Below are 18,744 nucleotides of genomic sequence, written 5' to 3' on the forward strand. Positions count from 1 at the left end.
CTTACCTGAAAATAATTTTTTCTTCACCATCTGGACGTTTTTTCAATTGGCCGACCTTATACCAAGATTCGTTTTCATCTTCAAGCAACCCAACAAGAGCATCAACGTTTTCGGGTTTGACGGCCAAAATCATCCCCAAACCCAGGTTAAACGTTTCGCGCATATCGTCTTCGGCAAGTTCGCCCATTTTTTGAAGATATCTGAACACTGGCAAGACCTTCCATGAACCGAGCATGATTTCAGCCTGAAGATCATCAGAATACATTCGCGGAAGATTTTCAATCAATCCACCGCCAGTGATATGACTGACTCCATCTACCAATCCTCGCCTGATTAATGGCAAAACTGCCTTAACGTAAATTTTGGTCGGTTCAAGAATTGCCTCTCCAACGGTTTTTCCTTCCAATTCGACAGGTTCGGCATCCAATTTGACGGAATGATCCTTGAACAAAATTTGACGCACCAAAGAAAAACCGTTTGAATGGAGTCCGCTTGACGGAAGCCCGATCAAAACGTCGCCTGCTTTCGGTTTGTCAGACGTCAAAAGATTTTCCTTTTCGGCGGCACCGGTCGAGTACCCAGCAAGATCATATTCATCTTCATCGTACATATCCGGCATTTCGGCCGTTTCGCCGCCAATAAGAGCGCATCCCGCCTGACGACAACCTTCGGCAACTCCCGCAACAATCTGTGCCATTTTTTCTGGTGTATTCTTTCCGGTTGCTATATAGTCTAAAAAATACAGAGGCTCCGCACCTTGGGCCAAAATATCATTCACGCACATTGCCACGCAGTCAATTCCGATCGTGTCATGCTTATTCATTTTTTGTGCAATCATCAGTTTTGTTCCGACACCATCGGTACCGGAAACAAGTACTGGATGTTTCAGCTGCAGTTCTGAAAGATCAAACATTCCGCCAAAACTTCCAAGTCCCCCCATCACGCCAAGACGTGCAGTTGATTTGACGTTATCTTTGATTTGACGCACAAGTTCATATCCGGCGTTGACGTCAACACCGGCATCAGCATATCGACTCATTGCTGTTTCTCCTCTCGTTGATGCTGTTTGTTTAACGAGGCCAGGTAGCCTTCTTCGTAATCATAAAGCGGCGTTGGATATTTTCCGTCAAAATAAGCAACGGTCAGGCCGCCGTTAGGAGCGTTGCCCGCATCAGGAATGTCGATTGCTTCAATCAAACTTTCAACGCTCAAAAATCCAAGCGAATCAGCACCGATCATCTTGCACATTTCATCAATGCTGTAGTTTGCAGCCATTAATTCGGAACGAGTCGAAATATCGATTCCGTAGAAACAAGGAAATTTAAGCGGAGGCGAAGCAATCCGCATATGAACCTCTTTTGCGCCTGCTTCCTTGAGCATTCTGACGATTTGCATCGACGTTGTCCCGCGAACGATCGAATCATCAATGATTGCGACTCTCTTTCCTTCTACAACGCCCCGAACGGCTGAAAGTTTCATTTTGACGCCGCGTTCTCTCAATTCTTGCGTTGGCTGAATAAACGTTCTGGCAACATATTGGTTTTTAATGAGTCCCATTTCATACGGCAGTCCTGATTCTTCTGCAAAACCTGAAGCCGCTGAAAGAGATGAATTCGGAACGCCGATGACCATATCACAATCAACCGGCTGTTCCTTTGCAAGCAGTTTTCCCATCCGCTTTCTTGCATTATGAACGGTTACTCCGTGAATAATGGAGTCCGGCCGCGCAAAGTAAATGTATTCCATTGAACAAATAGCCAATTCCGTATCTGTCGTAAAATGTTCAATCCGAAGGCCGTTTTCATCAATGATGACCAGTTCGCCCGGAAGCACGTCTCTGACAAATTCAGCACCGACCATATCCAAGGCGCATGTTTCGCTTGCAACGACGTACCCTCCGTCTGAAAGACGACCGATGCAAAGGGGTCTGAAACCGTTCGGATCAAGGGCCGCAATCAATTGATCCTTGCGCAAAATGACGAAGGCAAATCCTCCGTGAACCTCATTCAAGCTTAACTTTAGCGCATCAATAAAATCAAGATCCTGTTTCTGCCTGATTAAATGTATCAAAATTTCAGTATCAGAATTAGATTGAAAAACAGCACCTTCATCCTCAAGTTTTTGCTTTAGGCTTTTAGCGTTGGTCAAATTCCCGTTATGAGCCAAAGCAACGTCGCCGTCATGAAAATGAAACAAAAACGGCTGAACGTTTGAAATTGAATTATTGCCGCTCGTTCCATAGCGAACGTGACCGATTGCGCTTGTTCCTTCCAAGCGATCAAGGTCTTGCGGATTTGCAAAAACCTCTGACAACAATCCGCGATTGCGATATTGACGAAGCTTGATGCCATCGCTTGAAACGATGCCGGCACCTTCTTGACCGCGATGCTGCAAGCTGTGAAGTCCGAAGTATGTCATATGAGCAGCTTCTTGCGATCCAAAAACACCAAAAACACCGCATTCTTCATTTAATCCTTTGATTTCATAAGGCACGGTAATGCTTCCTCCCAAATCTTTTGTGCTTCATCGGCAGAAACATCAAGCTTTCCGTCAGCAAGTTCTGCCTTAATCTCATGTTTGGATGTGACAACACCGATTTTTACGGCATCATCGCCAAGAATATTTTCGAATGCCGCTGCATTTTCCGGTGCAGCAGTAACAATGAAACGTCCCGGAGTTTCGCTGAACAACTGTGCTTTTGTCAAATCAAGATCAAGTTTCAAACCAAATTCGGTTCCAAAGACCGTTTCTGCCATTGCAACGGCTAAACCGCCTTCACTTGCATCATGTGAACTTTGAACCAATCCTTGTTCCATCGCATTCAAAAGATTTCTCATATAAAGATTCATATGTTCAAGATCCAAATCGTTCAAAGCACCATTGATTTTGCCGGTCAGCATCTTTTGAATTTCCGACCCTGCAAAATCATTGCCGGTCTTATCTCCCACTAAGTAGACGTTTGCCCCTTCCGTTTGAACGAACGAAGGTATCACATGCTTGATGTCTTTGATCAATCCGACCATTCCGACCATTGGCGTTCCGTAAATGGCTTCACCGTTATTTTCATTATAAAGGCTGACGTTGCCTGAAATAACCGGTGTATCAAATACTTTGCATGCTTCTGCCATTCCTTCGACTGACTGATGAAGTTCCCAATAAATTTCCGGAACGTTAGGATCACCGTAATTCAAGCAATCAGTCATTCCAAGCGGAAGAGCACCAGATGAAACAATGTTTGCGCACGCTTCAGCAACGGCACGCTTGCCGCCAATCTTAGGATCAAGATAGACAAAACGACCGTTTCCGTCAGTCGTCATTGAAAGTCCTTTCTTTGTTCCGCGCACGCGTAATACGCCGGAATCAGAGCCAGGTCCGACAACAGTTGAAGTTCTGACTTGCGAATCATATGTTTGAGTAAACATTTCTTTAGAAGCAATCGTTGGTTGGGCCAAGACTTTTTTGAGCATCTCATTTGCATCTTCAACTTCAGGAACGTATTCAGGCGCCTTTTTTGCGTCAAGAATGCGTTGGGGAACGCGTTCTTCGCTTGGCTCTTCCAAAACGTCTTCCGTCAAACTGGAGACCGGAATATCGGTAACAACCTTGCCATGATGACGCAATACGTATTGATGCCCTTCCGTAACGCGACCAATCACAACTGCTTCAAGGTCATATTCTTTAAAAAGTTTGATGACGTCCTCTTCATGTCCCTTGCGAACGCAAAGCAGCATGCGTTCCTGAGATTCTGAAAGCATGATTTCATATGCGGACATGTTAGTTTCGCGCTGAGGAACAAAATCCAAATCAAGTTCCATGCCGGAATCAGCTTTTGAAGCCATTTCACAAGATGAAGAAACGATGCCTGCGGCACCCATGTCTTGAATCCCGACAAGCCAATCCGCATGATCATGAGTCAACTCGAGACAAGCTTCCATCAAAAGCTTTTCCATAAACGGATTGCCGACCTGAACTGCTGAACGCTGAGTTTCTTTTTCATCGTCAAAATCAGCAGAAGCAAACGTTGCACCATGGATGCCGTCACGTCCGGTTTTTGCACCAACGTAAATGACTGCATTTCCGATCCCGGAAGCTCGACCCTTTTGCATATCTGCCTGATCCATCAAGCCAACGCTCATCGCATTGACAAGGCAATTGCCCGTATAACATTCATCAAACGTCATTTCACCGGCAATCGTCGGAATTCCCATACAGTTGCCGTACCCGCCGATGCCGGCAACGACTTCATTGATCAGGTACTTAGTTCTTGGACGATCGATTTCGCCGAAGTGTAAAGAATCAAGCGATGCAATCGGACGAGCGCCCATGCTGAAAATGTCGCGCAAGATTCCGCCTACGCCTGTTGCAGCACCTTCATATGGTTCAACGGCTGAAGGGTGATTATGACTTTCAGCTTTAAAGACAACTGCCTGATTATCGCCAATATCAATAATACCCGCACCTTCACCAGGTCCTTGCAAAACTCTTTCATTCTTGTTAGGAAACAGGCGCAGTACCGGTTTTGACTTTTTATATGAGCAATGCTCGCTCCACATAACCGAAAACAAACCCGTTTCAGTATAGTTGGGCAAGCGGTGCAGCAGCTTTTCGCAAATAAAATCATATTCGTGCTCCGTCAAACTCCAATCAAGATATGGTTTTTTTTCTTTGATTTCTTCTGGGGTCATTTCAGCCATTAGTTTGCAACCTCCGTTTTTACCGTTCCGTTTTCAAGCAAGGATTGAAACAATCTCAATCCGTCAGTATTTCCGAGCAATGCCTCAACGGCACGTTCCGGGTGCGGCATCATGCCTAAAACATTGCCGCGTTCGTTGCACACCCCGGCGATGTCATGCAACGAGCCATTCGGATTTTCATTCGCATAGCGGAAGACGACCTGATTGTTTTCTTCCAATTTCTGAAGCGTCTCGTCATCCGCATAGTAGCTTCCGTCAGCGTGCGCAATCGGAAGTTTGACATGCTCTTTTTCTCCATATTTTGTCGTAAACGGAGTTTTGTTGTTTTCAACTTGAAGTTCAACCGTCTTGCAAACAAACTTCAAACTGTCATTTTGCTTAAGCGCACCCGGAAGCAAACCGGCTTCGGTAAGAATTTGAAACCCGTTGCACGTGCCAAATACAGGCTTGCCTTCATCAGCCATTTTGACGATTGCGGGCATAATGTTTGCAAACCGAGCAATCGCACCGCAGCGCAGGTAATCACCATAGGAAAATCCTCCAGGAAGCATGACTGCATCGAATCCGTCCAAATTGTCGCGTTTATGCGACACGTATTCAACATCTGCACCGCAAACCGTATGCAATGCTTCGTAGATGTCAATGTCACAGTTTGATCCCGGGAAGACTACGACTGCAATTTTCATTAATCAAGACCTCCCAAAACTTCATAACGATACGTTTCAAGATTAAAGTTTACAAGCAGCTCTTCAGAAATTTCCTTAACCGACGTTTCAACGTCCTTTTTTTCAGGATTGATTACAACGTCAAAGAATTTTCCGACTTTAACGTTTTCTACCTCATCATGTCCAAGAGCATGAATCGCATTCTTGATCGTATCCCCCTGAGGATCGAAAACAGATTCCTTATATGTGACATAGATGCGTACGTTGACCATTTTTATGCTTCCTCCTTGGATAATTCATTTTTTAAGCGACGAAGAACTTCTTCATATACTGATGTGAGATCGCCGAGATCGCGTCGATAAACGTCCTTGTCCATATGAGCACGCGTCTGTTTGTCCCACAAACGACAATTATCAGGCGAAAATTCATCAGCCAAAACGATGCGTCCGTTTGACAAGCGCCCGAATTCAAGTTTGAAATCAACCAGAATAAGTCCCATCCGGTCAAATAAGGCAGTCAAAATTTCGTTCACTCGCCGAGAAATATCCCACATCGCGTCAAGTTCTTCTTTTTTAACGATTTTCAATGCCAAAGACTGTGATTCATTGATAAAAGGGTCATCCAATTCGTCGCTCTTGTAATATGTCTCTTCAACAGGCTTTTCGAAGCAGATGCCTTCCTCAACCCCGAAGCGTGTAGCAAAATGACCCGCAGACACGTTTCGCGTAACCATTTCGAGCGGAACAATCTCAACTTTTTTAACCAACTCTTCAGTTTCAGAAAGCTTCTTAATGAAATGAGTTTCGATGCCTTTTTTCATCAAATACTGGAAAATAAGCGATGAAATTTCATTATTGACGATTCCTTTGCCATTGATCTGATCCTTTTTCTTTCCGTTCAACGCTGTTGCCTGATCCATGTAAACCACGCGTAAAACTTCTGGATCATCCGTACTCCACATTTGCTTGGCCTTGCCTTCATAAATCAATTTTGCCATGATAACATAAGGTCTCCTTTAAAAAAACGAATTTATCAACGAACACAACCGAGAAACATTCGTTAATTTACGTTTTAAGATTAACAATAATCCAGGCTTTCGTCAAGAGTTTTTCACGAACTATCAAGCTATATTATCGATTTTTATCAGTAAATTACGAAATATGTCTCATGCTCCATTAAAGATAACTTCCAAAACATTAGAAAAGCGAACTTTAACGATAAAAAGCAATTATCATTTTTGCAAAGATGACTTCAGCCTCCCTTTTATGTCACATTAATTAACATCGAATTAGTTTTTTCTTACAAAACGATTTGACAATTATCTTTTTGAGCTTTAAAATACAGTCAATCCATTAAAAGCGAAGAATTTAACACAATTGTCGGTTATTAGCCTTATTTATGCGTTATAAAATCTTCCATGAATCTACTAAGGGATGTGAACAATGCAGTATAATTTTAATTTGTATCGCAGACATTATCTCAAAAGTCATTAATATTTGGGGTATTCTTATGGAACAAATTAATAAAGATGGTACCAGACGCGAACTGACCAATTTCAACGTCCAAATGATTGCGCTTGGCGGCGCAATCGGAACCGGCTTATTCCTTGGTGCCGGGCAGACGATTCACCGAACAGGTCCGTCAATCCTTTTGGTTTATCTTGTTGTCGGCCTGTTCTTTTCAGTAATGATGCGGGCCATTGGCGAAATGATGTATAAAGACCCGAGCCAGCATACTTTTGTCGCATTCATTCATCAATATTTGGGAGCCGATTTTGGCAAATTTGCAGAATGGAGCTATTGGATGACTTTGATTCTCGCAGGCATGGCAGAATTAATTGCGATTGCTACATATATTCGCTTATGGATTCCGAACGTTCCCGCATGGCTGATCGAAATTTTGATTCTTGGAATCTTGTCGATTATCAACTTAAGTATTGTTCGTCTTTTCGGAAAAACCGAAAGCATGCTTTCAATCATTAAAATCATCGCAATCATTGCTTTAATATTTGTTGGCATTTGGATGATTGCCGTTCATCATAAAAATCCCGTCGGAACTTCTGCCGGTCTTGGGAATGTCACAAAAGACTATACAGCATTTCCGCATGGATTCCGTGAATTTCTCAATGCCTTTCCGATGGTTTTCTTCTCATTTGAAGGAATGGAATTTATCGGTATCACGACTGCCGAAACGAAAAATCCGCGTCAGGTTCTTCCGCTTGCCGTTAAACAAGTTGTTTTCAGAATTTTGATTTTTTATATCGGTGCCCTGTTCGTAATCATGGCTATTACCCCTTGGCAGCAAATTTCACAGTCAAGCAGCCCGTTTGTTCAGGTTTTCCAAATTGCAGGAATGCCGGCCGCATCGCAGATAATCAATTTTGTGGTAATCGTTGCTGCGACCTCCGCCCTTAATTCAGCAATTTTTTCATCCGGGAGACATTTGTACCAGCTTGCCGTGGAATCCGATTCTAAATTTCTTTCAAAATTACGACACGTTTCGAAATCAGGCATCCCATCATATGCCGTTTTGTTCTCAGCCTGCCTGATGCTGTTCGGACCAGTACTTAGTGCTTTCAAAGCTTTATCAGCAGCCTTTTCACTCGTTGCTTCAATTTGCGGCGACATCTATATTCTTGTTTGCATTCTGACGATGATTGCTCATTATCGCTATCGTCAATCAAGCGACTTTATGGAAGACGGATTCAAGATGCCGGCATATAAAATCTTGAACCCGTTGACGATTGCATTTTTCTCGTTTGTCTTTATCACCATGTTCTTCAATAAGGAAAACGTCATCCCTGCAGTCGGAGCATTGATTTGGCTCATCGTCTTTTTGACGGTCGTCAAGTTCAGAAAAATCAAAGAATCTCCTGATACCATCGTTTAAAAAACAATTTTGACTCGAATAATCAACTATAACGAATACCCTTTGAGCATAGGATGAACAGGAAATTATTCTTGTGTTTGAAAGGTATTTTTGTTTGCCGATACTAAAACAAATTTTTCTGTCAAATACAGTGCTGAGCATCTCATGCTCAATCAGTATGCCAAGCCATCGATTAACGGCGATTTTTGAAATATGCCCGTAAAACCCAGCCAAGATCTCATCCCAATTGCTTTGTCAGATGCATTGCCCGTGCTCCAAAAGTTTATCTTTTTTCTTAATCATAGCAATCGATTATCATGCATATGCAAAAAAACGGATTAATTTGCAATTAATTGCAAATTAATCCAGTTTTTCAATTTGAAGCATAGTTTTTCCCCAGCCTCTAAAAACTTATTTCAGTTCTTTTTTTGTTTCCTGCCTGATTTCTCCGTTCATCTGCTGCATGTAGCTGTAAAAAGCGCCATAAAGACCGATTCCGTTGCTATATTCTGATTTAACCAATTCAGGATAAATCAATACTTGCTGTGCTTGCGGGAATTCAGAGACAATTTCAGTATATTTTTGCTTGATCGTCTTAAGCACGATTTCCTCGTTACTGATGCCACCGCCAATAACAAAACGCTGAACATCCATCGTCAATTGCATATTAAAAAGAAGCTGAGCGATATTTTTGCAAAACTGAGCAAAAATATCGCAGGCATTTTTATCTTCTGATTTGATTTTTTCAAATGCGGCAATGCCATCCAATTCATTTTCGTTTCCTGCAACGCGATTAATCGCCCTGATCATATTGACAGCAGAACAATTCGATCGAACTAACCCCTGAGTTCCGCGAACGTTTAATTCATCCCGAATCAACGAAAACAAACCTGCCTGATGATGAGCACCGCGAACCAATTCTCCGTTAACGACGAAACCACCGGTTACGCCGCTGCCAAGCGTCAGCAAAATTCCGCTGTCAATCCCATTCAACGAACCGTTCCAAAGTTCTGCGGTTGTTGCGGCCATCCCTTCATTTTCAACCGTAATGGGCAAATCTTTGTTTTCAGGTCCGAAAATTTCTTTCATTGAAATTCCGTTGATAAACGGCAGGCCCTCGCAATTATAAAAGGCTTTTTCATCATAAATGACCATTGCGGGTGCGCAGAGCGCTATACCATCAATCCTTTGACGATAGCTTTCAACAAGAGACCGGAGCAATAATTTAAAATCATTCAAGTTTTTGGGCGTTTCGACAGTGTTCCTTGAAAGAAGCTTGCCGCTTTCACTCAACAGTCCGTATTTGATAAGCGTACCGCCAATGTCAACGCATAAGAATGCCATTTTTCACACCTCATTCCATTTTGATCACAGACAATTATATAACAAAACATCATTTCTATTCCTAGTTTGATTAAAAATCCAATAATTATTCACAAAAAAAGCCGAAATATTAATTTCGGCTTCTAAATCTTCATTTTTTAATCTGATAACCCGACACGTTCAAAAATGTCATCAACATGACGTAAATGCCAATGATAATCAAACGCATCATCAAGCTCTTCTTTTGTAAGTCGAGCTGAAATCGTTGGATCAGCTTCAAGCAACGGACGGAACGGAACCTGCTCATCCCATGATTTTGCCGTATACGGCTGAATCAAATCGTATGCATCTTCGCGGCTCATTCCCGTGTCAATCAACTTCAACAAAACTCGACCACTGTAAATCAAACCAAACGTCCGGTTCATGTTGCGTTTCATGTTTTCAGGGAAAACTGTCAGGTTCTTCAAAATATTTCCGAAACGATGCAGCATATAATCAATTAAAATCGTTGTATCGGGCAAAATGATGCGTTCTGCACTTGAATGAGAAATATCGCGTTCATGCCACAAAGCAACGTCTTCATATGCAGTCAGCATATGTCCGCGACAAACGCGTGCCAATCCGCAAATGTTTTCAGAACCGATTGGATTACGCTTATGCGGCATAGCCGAAGAGCCTTTTTGCCCCTTTGCAAAGTGTTCTTCAACTTCACGACATTCTGATTTTTGCAAACCGCGAATTTCCGTCGCAAATTCTTCAAGACTTGTCGCAATAAGAGCGAGACAAGCCAAATATTCAGCATGCAAATCACGCGGAAGAACCTGACTGGAAATTTCCTGTGCGCGAATGCCCAGCTTTTCGCAAACATACTTTTCAACGAATGGATCAATGTTTGCAAACGTTCCTACGGCACCGCTAATTTTACCGGCTTCAACACCCTTTGCAGCATGTTCAAAACGTTCCATGTTGCGTTTCATTTCAGAATACCAACGAGCAAGCTTCAACCCAAACGTTGTCGGTTCGGCATGAACACCATGAGTCCGACCCATCATGACAGTGTGCTTATACTTTTTGGCTTGATCAGCTACGATTTGTGTAAAATCTTTTAAATCTTGACGCAAGATATCGTTTGCCTGCTTAAGCTGATAGCCATAGGCCGTATCAACGACATCAGTACTCGTCAAGCCATAGTGAACCCACTTTTTCTCATCACCCAAAGATTCAGATACGCAACGCGTGAAGGCAATCACGTCATGGTGAGTAACGGCTTCGATTTCCTGAATGCGTTCAACGTTAAATTTAGCATTCTTTTTAAGTTTTTCAACGTCTTCTGCCGGAATATGACCAAGTTTGGACCAGGCTTCATCTGCAGCAAGTTCAACAGCAAGCCAACAATCATATTTTTTGTCATCTGTCCAAATTTCGGCCATTTCTGGACGCGTATATCGTGAAATCATTCTTTTTTGCTCCTTTGATTAATCCCAAACTGAAGTATCTTCTACTTCAGCAAGTGTTTTTTCAATATCATCAGTTAAAATTGTAACATGTCCCATCTTGCGGTCAATGCGAATTTCGCCCTTGCCGTAATCATGGAAATGCCATTGCGGCTTCTTTAAAACAAGTTTTCTGCATCCGTCAACGTGCTGCCCCAAAATATTGACCATCACGACCGGACTGAGCAAATCAATTTTGGGCATCGGCCAGTTGCAAATAGCACGATTATGAACCGCAAATTGAGAGAAATTGCATGCTTCGATTGAATAGTGTCCGGAATTATGCGGCCGCGGCGCAAGTTCATTGACATATAAGCGACCATCAGACCCAACAAACATCTCAACGCCTAAAATTCCGCAAAGATTCAATGAATTTGCAATTTTTTCGGCCATTTTCTTTGCATTCGACTGCAATTCCCCGCTCATTCTGGCAGGTACAATACTTTCATGCAAAATCTGATTGCGATGAATATTTTCGCTCACCGGAAATACAGAAATCGCTCCGTCCATGTTACGTGCAACCATCACTGAGCATTCCATTGAGAATTCGACCCATCCTTCAAGAATGCATCTTCCTTGTTCAAGCAATTCATCAGCTTTTTTTAAATCTTCTCTAGTGTGAAGAACCAATTGAGACTTTCCGTCATATCCGCCTTCACAAGTTTTTAAAACGCTCGGATAACCGATTTCTTCAATGGCCGAAACAAGATCTCCTTCGCAGCTAACAGCAGCAAACGGAGCGACTTGCAGTCCATGCTCTTTAAGAAAAGTTTTCTCGCGAAGTCGATCTTTGGTAATTCTTAAAAGCTCCGTCCCTTGAGGAATCAAAACTTTGTCGGAAACATCTTCCAAAGCTTCCAAATCAACGTTTTCAAATTCATAAGTCAAGACATCGCTGCGTCTTGCCAATTCTTCGATTGCCTTTTTATCGGAATATTCAGCCACAATGCTTGAATCAGCCACCTGCGCAGCCGAGCAATCGGGATCAGGATCTAAAATAACCACTCTCATTCCCGCCTGCTTGGCAGCAAACGTCAACATTTGTCCGAGCTGTCCTCCCCCGATGATTCCAATCGTCTTACCTTGCTCAATGAGTTCAGACAAGCTGATCACCGCTTTCTGCAGCCTTGTCGTGCATTTGTTTGCGATACTCGGTCATTTTAAGCTGAATTCTCGGATTTGTGGTTCCGATAATTTCCAAAGCCAACAAAGCAGCGTTCTTGGCGCCTGAAACACCGATTGCCGTCGTAGCAACAGGTACGCCAGCCGGCATTTGCACGATCGACAATAATGAATCCATCCCACTTAAAGCATGTGACTGCACCGGCACGCCAATAACCGGCAAAACGGTATTGGCAGCAATCATTCCAGGCAAGTGAGCCGCACCGCCAGCTCCGGCAATAATGACTTTTATGCCTGCAGAAACCGCACCCTGTGCAAATTCAAACATTTCCTGCGGCATTCTGTGTGCTGAAATTACTGCTTTATCATATTTAACGCCGAATTCATCCAAAATATTGGCAGCTTCTTTCATCGTGCTCCAATCAGAGGAACTGCCCATTACAAGACTGATTTCGTTACTCATGTTGCGATACCTCCCAATTGATTTAAGCATAACAAAAAGGAAGGGTCATGTCAAAGTAAAATCGAACTATTTTAGCAAATTATAACCTAAAAATCGGCATAACGTTCGTGTTTTAATGTGATAGACTTGCTATCGATTAAAAAAAAACGTTAATCACGTAATTTAACGGACATTCGTCCTTTCTCAAAACAGCTTGCGCATTGTGCGCAAACGCTGTAACATTAGTTGGTACTCAAAACAAAGGAGTCGATTGAAATGATTACGTTAGCCGGCATCATCGGTTCTGGAAAATCAAGCCTGACCGAAATTCTTTCACGCGAATTGGGCAGCATTCCTTTTTATGAACCGGTCGAAGACAATCCCGTTCTTCCGCTGTTTTACAAGGGAAACGAACTCGCTGCTAAAAAACGACAAGCAGGCGAAAAAGATGCAACTAATCCTTACGCCTATCTGCTTCAGACTTTCTTTTTAAACAGGCGTTTCATGATGATGAAAAAAGCTCTGCAATCAAGAAACAATATTTTGGATCGCTCAATTTATGAAGATGCGATGTTTATGCGAATGAATACCGAAATGGGAAATGCTACCCAAGTTGAATATTCCATCTATCAAGAACTTTTGACAAATGTTTTGGAAGAATTGAACCATGTCGTTCCTTCAAACGATTATAATCTGATGATTTTGATCAAGGTTTCATATGATACGATGGTTTCAAGAATCAAAAAACGCGGTCGCGAATATGAACAAATTGAAAACGATCCTTCGCTAATCGACTATTACGGTCGTTTGCTTAAATATTATGAAGAATTTGAAAAAAACTACAATCAATCCGACATGCTTGTCATTGACGGCGATAAATTTGATTTTGTTGAAAACATCGATGATCGAAACCATATTTTAGACATGATTGAAATGAAACTGGTTGATCTTGGGAACATTGATTGCAACGAATATGAAACGCTCCGTCAGAAACGTTTGGGCTGATTATTTAATTATTAGCTTTTCCAAACAAGGAATGGTCTTAATCTGACGTAACAAAAATCGGGGCTTTGTCAAATGGTGTTGATGACCTCGAAAACTTCACTTCAGAAATGGAGTGGAGTTTTTTTGTTCCCGTCGGATTCTCTTGCGTTTTTTTAAATTGGTACAGTTACGTATCAACACCGCCTGCGTTTCCGCTAGCGTGGATTCATGTATGAATTCCTGCCGTTGATTCGCAAAAGCTCGAACGCGCTGCGAATCAACGGTGGACGTCACGCAACGTTAGACGGAAACGAAGGTGGGAATGATAGCTTCATCTTCATTGGTATAGTTTCATTTTATAGCATTGCGAAGATATTTTGTGAATACAAAAAATGGTGTTGAAAAATCATCATCAACACCATTTAGTACAGACCCAAAATTTTTGGGTTATTTCCATTATATCAGGCGTCATGCATACAAAAAAACCGGATCAGATTTGCAATTAATTGCAAATCATCCGGTTTCTCGATTTGAGACAGAGCTTTTTCCCATCCTCATCCGGCTAGACATAATTAAAATTATTTTCCTAACAGCTGCCTGTAGCCGTTTTTTTCTCTCAAAAACATGTCTTGCGAAAGATCCTTATAAAATGCGGCTTTCGTTGTCGTATAATACGGCCAATACCAGATGAACCCGATTCCAAATGGAATTATGCAGGATAAAATGAACCAACCGGCAAAACTTAGCTGAAGCACGAAATAGTCGAGCTTATGTCCCTTCATCAGAGAACGACTAAGGGTAATATAGTCAAGAAAATTCAAATTCTCATCTTGACCGCTGTCCGTTATATCCTTATAGATATAGTAGGTCTGCGAATATGAATAAGATTTGATGATTCCAGGAACAACAAAGCACAGGGTCCATAGTACTTTGAAGATTGTCGTCAAAATGACCAAAATAATCGTACCGACAAAATATTTTTTGCAAAAAACGGCAAAAATGCCGCTAGCGGTATTGAAATCGGCTTTCTTGGTCCTCAGCCAATCAATCGTCGTAAACATTACGCCAACAGTCAGCAACGTTCCGATAATCGAAGTAACGGAGCTTCCTGAAGACACGTTGCCGTTTGTTGAATCGATTGCTTCAGCAACATGCCTTGCAGAATCCGAATCAACAAACGATGCGATCAAAAAGACGCATAATCCGATCAGCGACATGCTGATGATTGATCCGACAATAGGAATGATATTGAGCAAGATTGCTTTTCCCCAGTGACCCTTGAGAAGTTCTTTTGATTCGCTTTTTAATTCGCTTCTGGTTTTCATTTAAATCCCCCTTCTCCATAAGCACCATAATACTCTACTTAAAAATAAATTTCAATCTTTAAACAATTTTTGGATTGTTTTTGGCGTCCCCGTTACAAACAATCTGATATCTTCTTCCAACGTTATATACGGATCAACATTCATCGAAAGTTGTCCATTTTTGCGATAGCCAACAACGTTCATTTTGTACTTCCTCCTGATGTTCAAATCGGACAGCGTTTTGTACAGCCAAGCTTTAGGAACGTCAATCTCAAAAATCGAATTCTCGTCATCAAGTTTGATGTAATCAAAAATATGATCAGAAATATATCTGATTGCGGACCATTCGGCAAGTTCTTTTTCGGGATAAACGACTTCATCCGCACCGTTTCGCAGCAAAAATTTGGCATGAATCCCGCGTGCGGCTCTTGAAACAACCTTTTTTGCGCCTAATTCCTTTAATAACAGCGTCGTTTCAAGCGAACTTTGAAAATCATCACCGATTGCGACAACGCACAGATCATAATCATTTACGCCAAGCGTTTTCATAAATTCCGGACTTGTCGTATCTCCAATCAACCCACGCGTAGCGTAAGGAAGTGCCACTCTGACCCTTTCTTCGTCACCGTCAACGATCATTACCTGATGACCAAGCTGATTCAGCTTTTGCGCCATATGTCTTCCAAAACGACCTGCTCCAACGATTAAAACTGATTTCAAAAAATCTTCCTCCTGTCTTTATCCAACTTGAACTTTTTCTTCCGGTTTAAGCGGATCTACGACGTGCCTTCTTGCAATCGTCGCAAAAACGAGCGTCATTCCTCCGACTCTCCCCATAAACATCAAAACAATCAAAATCAACTGCGAAAGCGTGCTTAAATGCGGCGTGATTCCAAGAGTCAATCCAACGGTAGCCACTGCAGAGGCGGTCTCAAACATGCATTTCAAAAAAGGAAGTCCTTCAATCGCACTGATAGCCATTGCGCTGATGACGCAAGTTACAAAATATAAACTGAAAATTGCTGCCGCATCAAAAATTACGCCGGTTCCGATCCTTCTGCCAAATGCAGTGGCGTCTTTTTTACGATGCAAAACAGAATGTGCAGAAATTGCCAAAACAGCAACCGTCGTCAGTTTCATCCCACCCGCAGTGGATCCCGTAGCTCCTCCAATCAGCATCAGCATAATATTCATCACGACACCATCATCGCTCAATCTATTCAAGTCGACCGTATTAAACCCCGCAGTTCTCGGGCTGACGGTCGTAAAAAGGGCTGCCAAAATTCGTTCCTTTAACGGATAGTGGCCGAATTCGGCAAAAAAGAAATATAAAAACGGAATAATGATTAAAATAGCAGTTGTGGCCAAAACAAGCTTTGATTGCAAACAGTAGCGCGAAAAATGCTGCTTGTTTTGGCGAACGTCTTCCCACGTGCGAAAACCTAGTCCGCCAATCAAAATCAAACTCATAATTACAAGGTTGATTGGCAAATTATCGACGTATCTCGCCAATGACGCATAAGGATGCGTTCTTCCAAAAAGATCAAAACCGGCATTGCAAAATGCAGAGATCGAATGAAAAACCGCATAAAAAATACCGTGAATCCCGCCAAACTGATGCCAAAATACCGGCAGCATCAGCAAAGCCCCTAAAAGCTCGCAACAAACGACCGTTCTAATGATAAAAGAGGTAAACTTGACGATTCCGCCGACATAAAAAGCAGAAATCGACTCTTGCATCACCGTTCGTTGCATCAAACCAATTTTTTTTCGACCCAACAGCGAAAATGCCATTGCGACGGTCACGATGCCAAGTCCTCCGATTTGTATCAAACATAAAATAACGCACTTTCCGAATAAGCTCCAGTATGTTGCCGTATTCCTAACGACCAGACCCGTAACGCTTGTTGCCGACGTTGACGTAAACAAGGCATCTTTAAAAGACGTCGCGTTTCCGTTTGCCTGTGAAATCGGCAGCATCAGCAGTAGCGTACCTAAAAGTATCAGGCATAAAAAACCAAGAATAATTATCTGAAAAGACGTTAATCTGACTTTTTTCAAAAAACCACCCCAACATTCATTAAAGTTCATTCTACCACAAAAAAGCCCGGCTATTTTAACAAACGGTTATAATGTCCTTTAAGTATACAGGTAAAAAAGAAAATTTGCTGTATGCTTGGAGGGCATTTTCATATGGGAAAAAAATCGAAATATTCTGCTGATTTTAAGCTGATGATCATTCATGAAGCAGAAACATTGGGAATCACCAGAACATCAAGGCTGTATTCCATATCAGACCATACCATCAGAACCTGGAAGCTCATCTATAAGTATCAGGGTATTCAGGGCCTGGAACCCACACATTCAAATAACACATATTCCAGTGAATACAAGGCATCACTGGTTGAAGAATATCAGAAGTCAGATGAGAAGCTTGAAGAGTTCGCCATCAGCCACGGGCTGAGAGGCCGTACCCAGCTAAGTCAATGGATTATGAGGTATAATGAATCTATCTTAGAGGATCACAGATCCGGAAAGCGAGATTCAGGAATGAAGGGCAGAAAGACAACTTTTGACGAACGGCTGGAGATCATTGAACAGCTGATAAGACACGATGTTGACTACAACTGGGCGGCTGAACATTACAATGTCAGCTATAATCAGGTCTACGGATGGTATCGGAAGTACACCGGAAGCGGCAACAATCCGGAATCGCTGCGTGACCGCAGGGGAAAGGCCAAACCGGAATCAGAACTCACTGAAATGGACCGGTTGAAGAGGGAAAACAAACTTCTCGAGGCCAGACTTCATCAGCAGGAAATGGAGATAGCCGTCGCAAAAAAATTCGTCGAAATAAGCAACAGGGAGGCGAAAAAGGAATTAGGCAGAAGACTATCAGGGAACTGAACGAGGAATACGGCTGGTCAATCAGTGAACTGTGCAGAACAGTCGGTATAACCAGAGATGCATACTATAAGTGGCTCAAGCGTGGAACAAGTAATAACCAACAGGAACAGTCAGACCTTCTTTCAGCAATTATGGATCTGGAGAAGGAACACAAGGGTACTCTGGGATATCTGGGAATGACCACGCAGCTTGCCTCGGAAAACAGGCTGTACTTCAAGGCCGGCATCAACCGCGTCACCAACTGTATGAGAAGCAACGGAATCACATCCAACGTGAGAAGAAAGAAACGCAACCGTATCAAGAGACACGAAGAATACATCAATGACAACCTGTTGAAGGGACAGTTCGACAGGAAAGGAAAAAATGAAGTCTGGGTTACTGACACTACTGAAATCAAGTACGGCAACTCCGGTCACAAGGCAAGAGTGCATGTTGTTCTGGACTTATACGGCCGTTATGCATTAAGTTACAACATTTCGGAAACAGAGACATCGTCGGCTGTAATCGACACCTTTAAGCGGGCGTTTGAATATGAGCCGGACGCCCATCCGATGGTTCATACGGACCGCGGAGCAGCATACTGTTCAATGGATTTCAATAATTATCTGACAGAGAATAAATGTGTTCACAGTATGTCTCATCCCGGGCATCCATGGGAGAATTCACCTATGGAACGCTGGTGGAACGATTTCAAGCACATCTGGATGGATCATCATCCGCGGCCTGCCAACCTTGAAGAGCTTGAAACATTAGTTCAGGGAGCAATAGACTATTTCAACAGGAAACGTGCCTATGCGTCAAAAAACGGCCTGACCGCAGAACAGTTCCGCAATCAAGCCGTATCTTGTTAGTTAAAATTTTATATTTGAACTGTATACTTGACAGGACATAGTACAGTCTTAAGCTGACCGCCCTTGTCCGGCATTTAATTAATTCAAGCAA

17 protein-coding genes are annotated in these 18,744 nt (G+C 42.5%); 4 read left to right on the top strand and 13 right to left on the bottom strand.

The genetic code is table 11. The features are described 5' to 3' along the window. Window position 1 precedes the first annotated feature (1 nt). From purM to purC, 6 genes are read right to left on the bottom strand one after another with little or no spacing between them, the layout of a single operon-like run. Window positions 2–1,039: a phosphoribosylformylglycinamidine cyclo-ligase gene (purM, locus tag LRC_RS05925; RefSeq protein WP_014073583.1), complete on the bottom strand. Its 1,038-nt coding sequence runs from the start codon at window positions 1,037–1,039 to the stop codon at window positions 2–4. Further along, window positions 1,036–2,493 (bottom strand): amidophosphoribosyltransferase, encoded by a 1,458-nt coding sequence (gene purF, locus LRC_RS05930; RefSeq protein ID WP_014073584.1) that lies wholly within the window; start codon window positions 2,491–2,493, stop codon window positions 1,036–1,038. The genes purM and purF overlap by 4 nt, the downstream gene beginning before the upstream one ends. Beyond that, a complete protein-coding gene (gene purL / locus LRC_RS05935; RefSeq protein ID WP_014073585.1) occupies window positions 2,469–4,694 on the bottom strand; it encodes a phosphoribosylformylglycinamidine synthase subunit PurL in 2,226 nt (741 codons plus the stop codon). The genes purF and purL overlap by 25 nt, the downstream gene beginning before the upstream one ends. Continuing rightward, on the bottom strand, window positions 4,694–5,380 hold the full coding sequence (gene purQ / locus LRC_RS05940; protein ID WP_014073586.1) for a phosphoribosylformylglycinamidine synthase subunit PurQ: 687 nt from the start codon (window positions 5,378–5,380) through the stop codon (window positions 4,694–4,696). The genes purL and purQ overlap by 1 nt, the downstream gene beginning before the upstream one ends. Next, window positions 5,380–5,631, bottom strand: a complete 252-nt coding sequence (gene purS / locus LRC_RS05945; RefSeq protein ID WP_003697995.1) for a phosphoribosylformylglycinamidine synthase subunit PurS — start codon at window positions 5,629–5,631, stop codon at window positions 5,380–5,382. Before purS ends, purQ begins: the two co-directional genes overlap by 1 nt. Window positions 5,632–5,633: 2 nt before the next feature. Beyond that, window positions 5,634–6,356: a phosphoribosylaminoimidazolesuccinocarboxamide synthase gene (gene purC, locus LRC_RS05950; protein ID WP_014073587.1), complete on the bottom strand. Its 723-nt coding sequence runs from the start codon at window positions 6,354–6,356 to the stop codon at window positions 5,634–5,636. A gap of 512 nt (window positions 6,357–6,868) precedes the next feature. Between purC and LRC_RS05955 the strand changes: the two genes are divergently transcribed. Then, window positions 6,869–8,248 carry an amino acid permease gene (locus tag LRC_RS05955; RefSeq protein WP_014073588.1) on the top strand — a complete coding sequence of 460 codons (1,380 nt, stop codon included), beginning with the start codon at window positions 6,869–6,871 and terminating at the stop codon, window positions 8,246–8,248. Window positions 8,249–8,638: 390 nt separating this feature from the next. On the opposite strand, the gene LRC_RS05960 is transcribed toward LRC_RS05955, so the two are convergent. From LRC_RS05960 to purE, 4 genes are all read right to left on the bottom strand, one after another. After that, window positions 8,639–9,571 carry an ROK family protein gene (locus LRC_RS05960; RefSeq protein ID WP_014073589.1) on the bottom strand — a complete coding sequence of 311 codons (933 nt, stop codon included), beginning with the start codon at window positions 9,569–9,571 and terminating at the stop codon, window positions 8,639–8,641. Window positions 9,572–9,708: 137 nt separating this feature from the next. After that, complete coding sequence (purB, locus tag LRC_RS05965; protein ID WP_014073590.1) at window positions 9,709–11,007, bottom strand: adenylosuccinate lyase; 1,299 nt, start codon at window positions 11,005–11,007, stop codon at window positions 9,709–9,711. An 18-nt stretch (window positions 11,008–11,025) separates the two neighbouring features. After that, a complete protein-coding gene (purK, locus tag LRC_RS05970) occupies window positions 11,026–12,147 on the bottom strand; it encodes a 5-(carboxyamino)imidazole ribonucleotide synthase (protein WP_014073591.1) in 1,122 nt (373 codons plus the stop codon). Then, complete coding sequence (gene purE / locus LRC_RS05975) at window positions 12,140–12,628, bottom strand: 5-(carboxyamino)imidazole ribonucleotide mutase (RefSeq protein WP_014073592.1); 489 nt, start codon at window positions 12,626–12,628, stop codon at window positions 12,140–12,142. Before purE ends, purK begins: the two co-directional genes overlap by 8 nt. 255 nt (window positions 12,629–12,883) lie before the next feature. On the opposite strand from purE, the gene LRC_RS05980 reads away from it, so the two are divergent. Continuing rightward, on the top strand, window positions 12,884–13,612 hold the full coding sequence (locus LRC_RS05980; protein WP_014073593.1) for a deoxynucleoside kinase: 729 nt from the start codon (window positions 12,884–12,886) through the stop codon (window positions 13,610–13,612). Window positions 13,613–14,169: 557 nt separating this feature from the next. On the opposite strand, the gene LRC_RS05985 is transcribed toward LRC_RS05980, so the two are convergent. From LRC_RS05985 to LRC_RS05995, 3 genes are read right to left on the bottom strand one after another with little or no spacing between them, the layout of a single operon-like run. Continuing rightward, a complete protein-coding gene (locus LRC_RS05985; protein ID WP_014073594.1) occupies window positions 14,170–14,916 on the bottom strand; it encodes a DUF975 family protein in 747 nt (248 codons plus the stop codon). Window positions 14,917–14,967: 51 nt separating this feature from the next. Next, entirely contained in the window at window positions 14,968–15,615 is a 648-nt protein-coding gene (locus LRC_RS05990) for a potassium channel family protein (protein WP_014073595.1), read from the bottom strand. An 18-nt stretch (window positions 15,616–15,633) separates the two neighbouring features. Further along, on the bottom strand, window positions 15,634–16,956 hold the full coding sequence (locus LRC_RS05995; RefSeq protein ID WP_241531261.1) for a TrkH family potassium uptake protein: 1,323 nt from the start codon (window positions 16,954–16,956) through the stop codon (window positions 15,634–15,636). A gap of 132 nt (window positions 16,957–17,088) precedes the next feature. Here LRC_RS05995 and LRC_RS06000 point away from each other — a divergent pair, with 132 nt between their 5' ends. Both LRC_RS06000 and LRC_RS06005 read left to right on the top strand, forming a co-directional pair. Continuing rightward, window positions 17,089–17,802: a helix-turn-helix domain-containing protein gene (locus LRC_RS06000; protein WP_014073597.1), complete on the top strand. Its 714-nt coding sequence runs from the start codon at window positions 17,089–17,091 to the stop codon at window positions 17,800–17,802. A gap of 29 nt (window positions 17,803–17,831) precedes the next feature. Continuing rightward, the gene (locus tag LRC_RS06005) at window positions 17,832–18,653 is read left to right on the top strand and encodes an IS3 family transposase (RefSeq protein WP_041820002.1); all 822 of its coding nucleotides are present in this window, start codon (window positions 17,832–17,834) and stop codon (window positions 18,651–18,653) included. Window positions 18,654–18,744 lie beyond the last annotated feature (91 nt).

The sequence above is a fragment of the Ligilactobacillus ruminis ATCC 27782 genome (assembly GCF_000224985.1).
GTDB lineage: Bacteria > Bacillota > Bacilli > Lactobacillales > Lactobacillaceae > Ligilactobacillus > Ligilactobacillus ruminis.

Excerpts from the sequence above, each read along its gene's own strand:
- purM (WP_014073583.1), bottom strand. The coding sequence starts at position 1,039 with ATGAGTCGATATGCTGATGCCGGTGTTGACGTCAACGCCGGATATGAA.
- purL (WP_014073585.1), bottom strand. The coding sequence starts at position 4,694 with ATGGCTGAAATGACCCCAGAAGAAATCAAAGAAAAAAAACCATATCTT.
- purQ (WP_014073586.1), bottom strand. The coding sequence starts at position 5,380 with ATGAAAATTGCAGTCGTAGTCTTCCCGGGATCAAACTGTGACATTGAC.
- purS (WP_003697995.1), bottom strand. The coding sequence starts at position 5,631 with ATGGTCAACGTACGCATCTATGTCACATATAAGGAATCTGTTTTCGAT.
- purC (WP_014073587.1), bottom strand. The coding sequence starts at position 6,356 with ATGGCAAAATTGATTTATGAAGGCAAGGCCAAGCAAATGTGGAGTACG.
- LRC_RS05955 (WP_014073588.1), top strand. The coding sequence starts at position 6,869 with ATGGAACAAATTAATAAAGATGGTACCAGACGCGAACTGACCAATTTC.
- LRC_RS05960 (WP_014073589.1), bottom strand. The coding sequence starts at position 9,571 with ATGGCATTCTTATGCGTTGACATTGGCGGTACGCTTATCAAATACGGA.
- purB (WP_014073590.1), bottom strand. The coding sequence starts at position 11,007 with ATGATTTCACGATATACGCGTCCAGAAATGGCCGAAATTTGGACAGAT.
- purE (WP_014073592.1), bottom strand. The coding sequence starts at position 12,628 with ATGAGTAACGAAATCAGTCTTGTAATGGGCAGTTCCTCTGATTGGAGC.
- LRC_RS05980 (WP_014073593.1), top strand. The coding sequence starts at position 12,884 with ATGATTACGTTAGCCGGCATCATCGGTTCTGGAAAATCAAGCCTGACC.
- LRC_RS05985 (WP_014073594.1), bottom strand. The coding sequence starts at position 14,916 with ATGAAAACCAGAAGCGAATTAAAAAGCGAATCAAAAGAACTTCTCAAG.
- LRC_RS06000 (WP_014073597.1), top strand. The coding sequence starts at position 17,089 with ATGGGAAAAAAATCGAAATATTCTGCTGATTTTAAGCTGATGATCATT.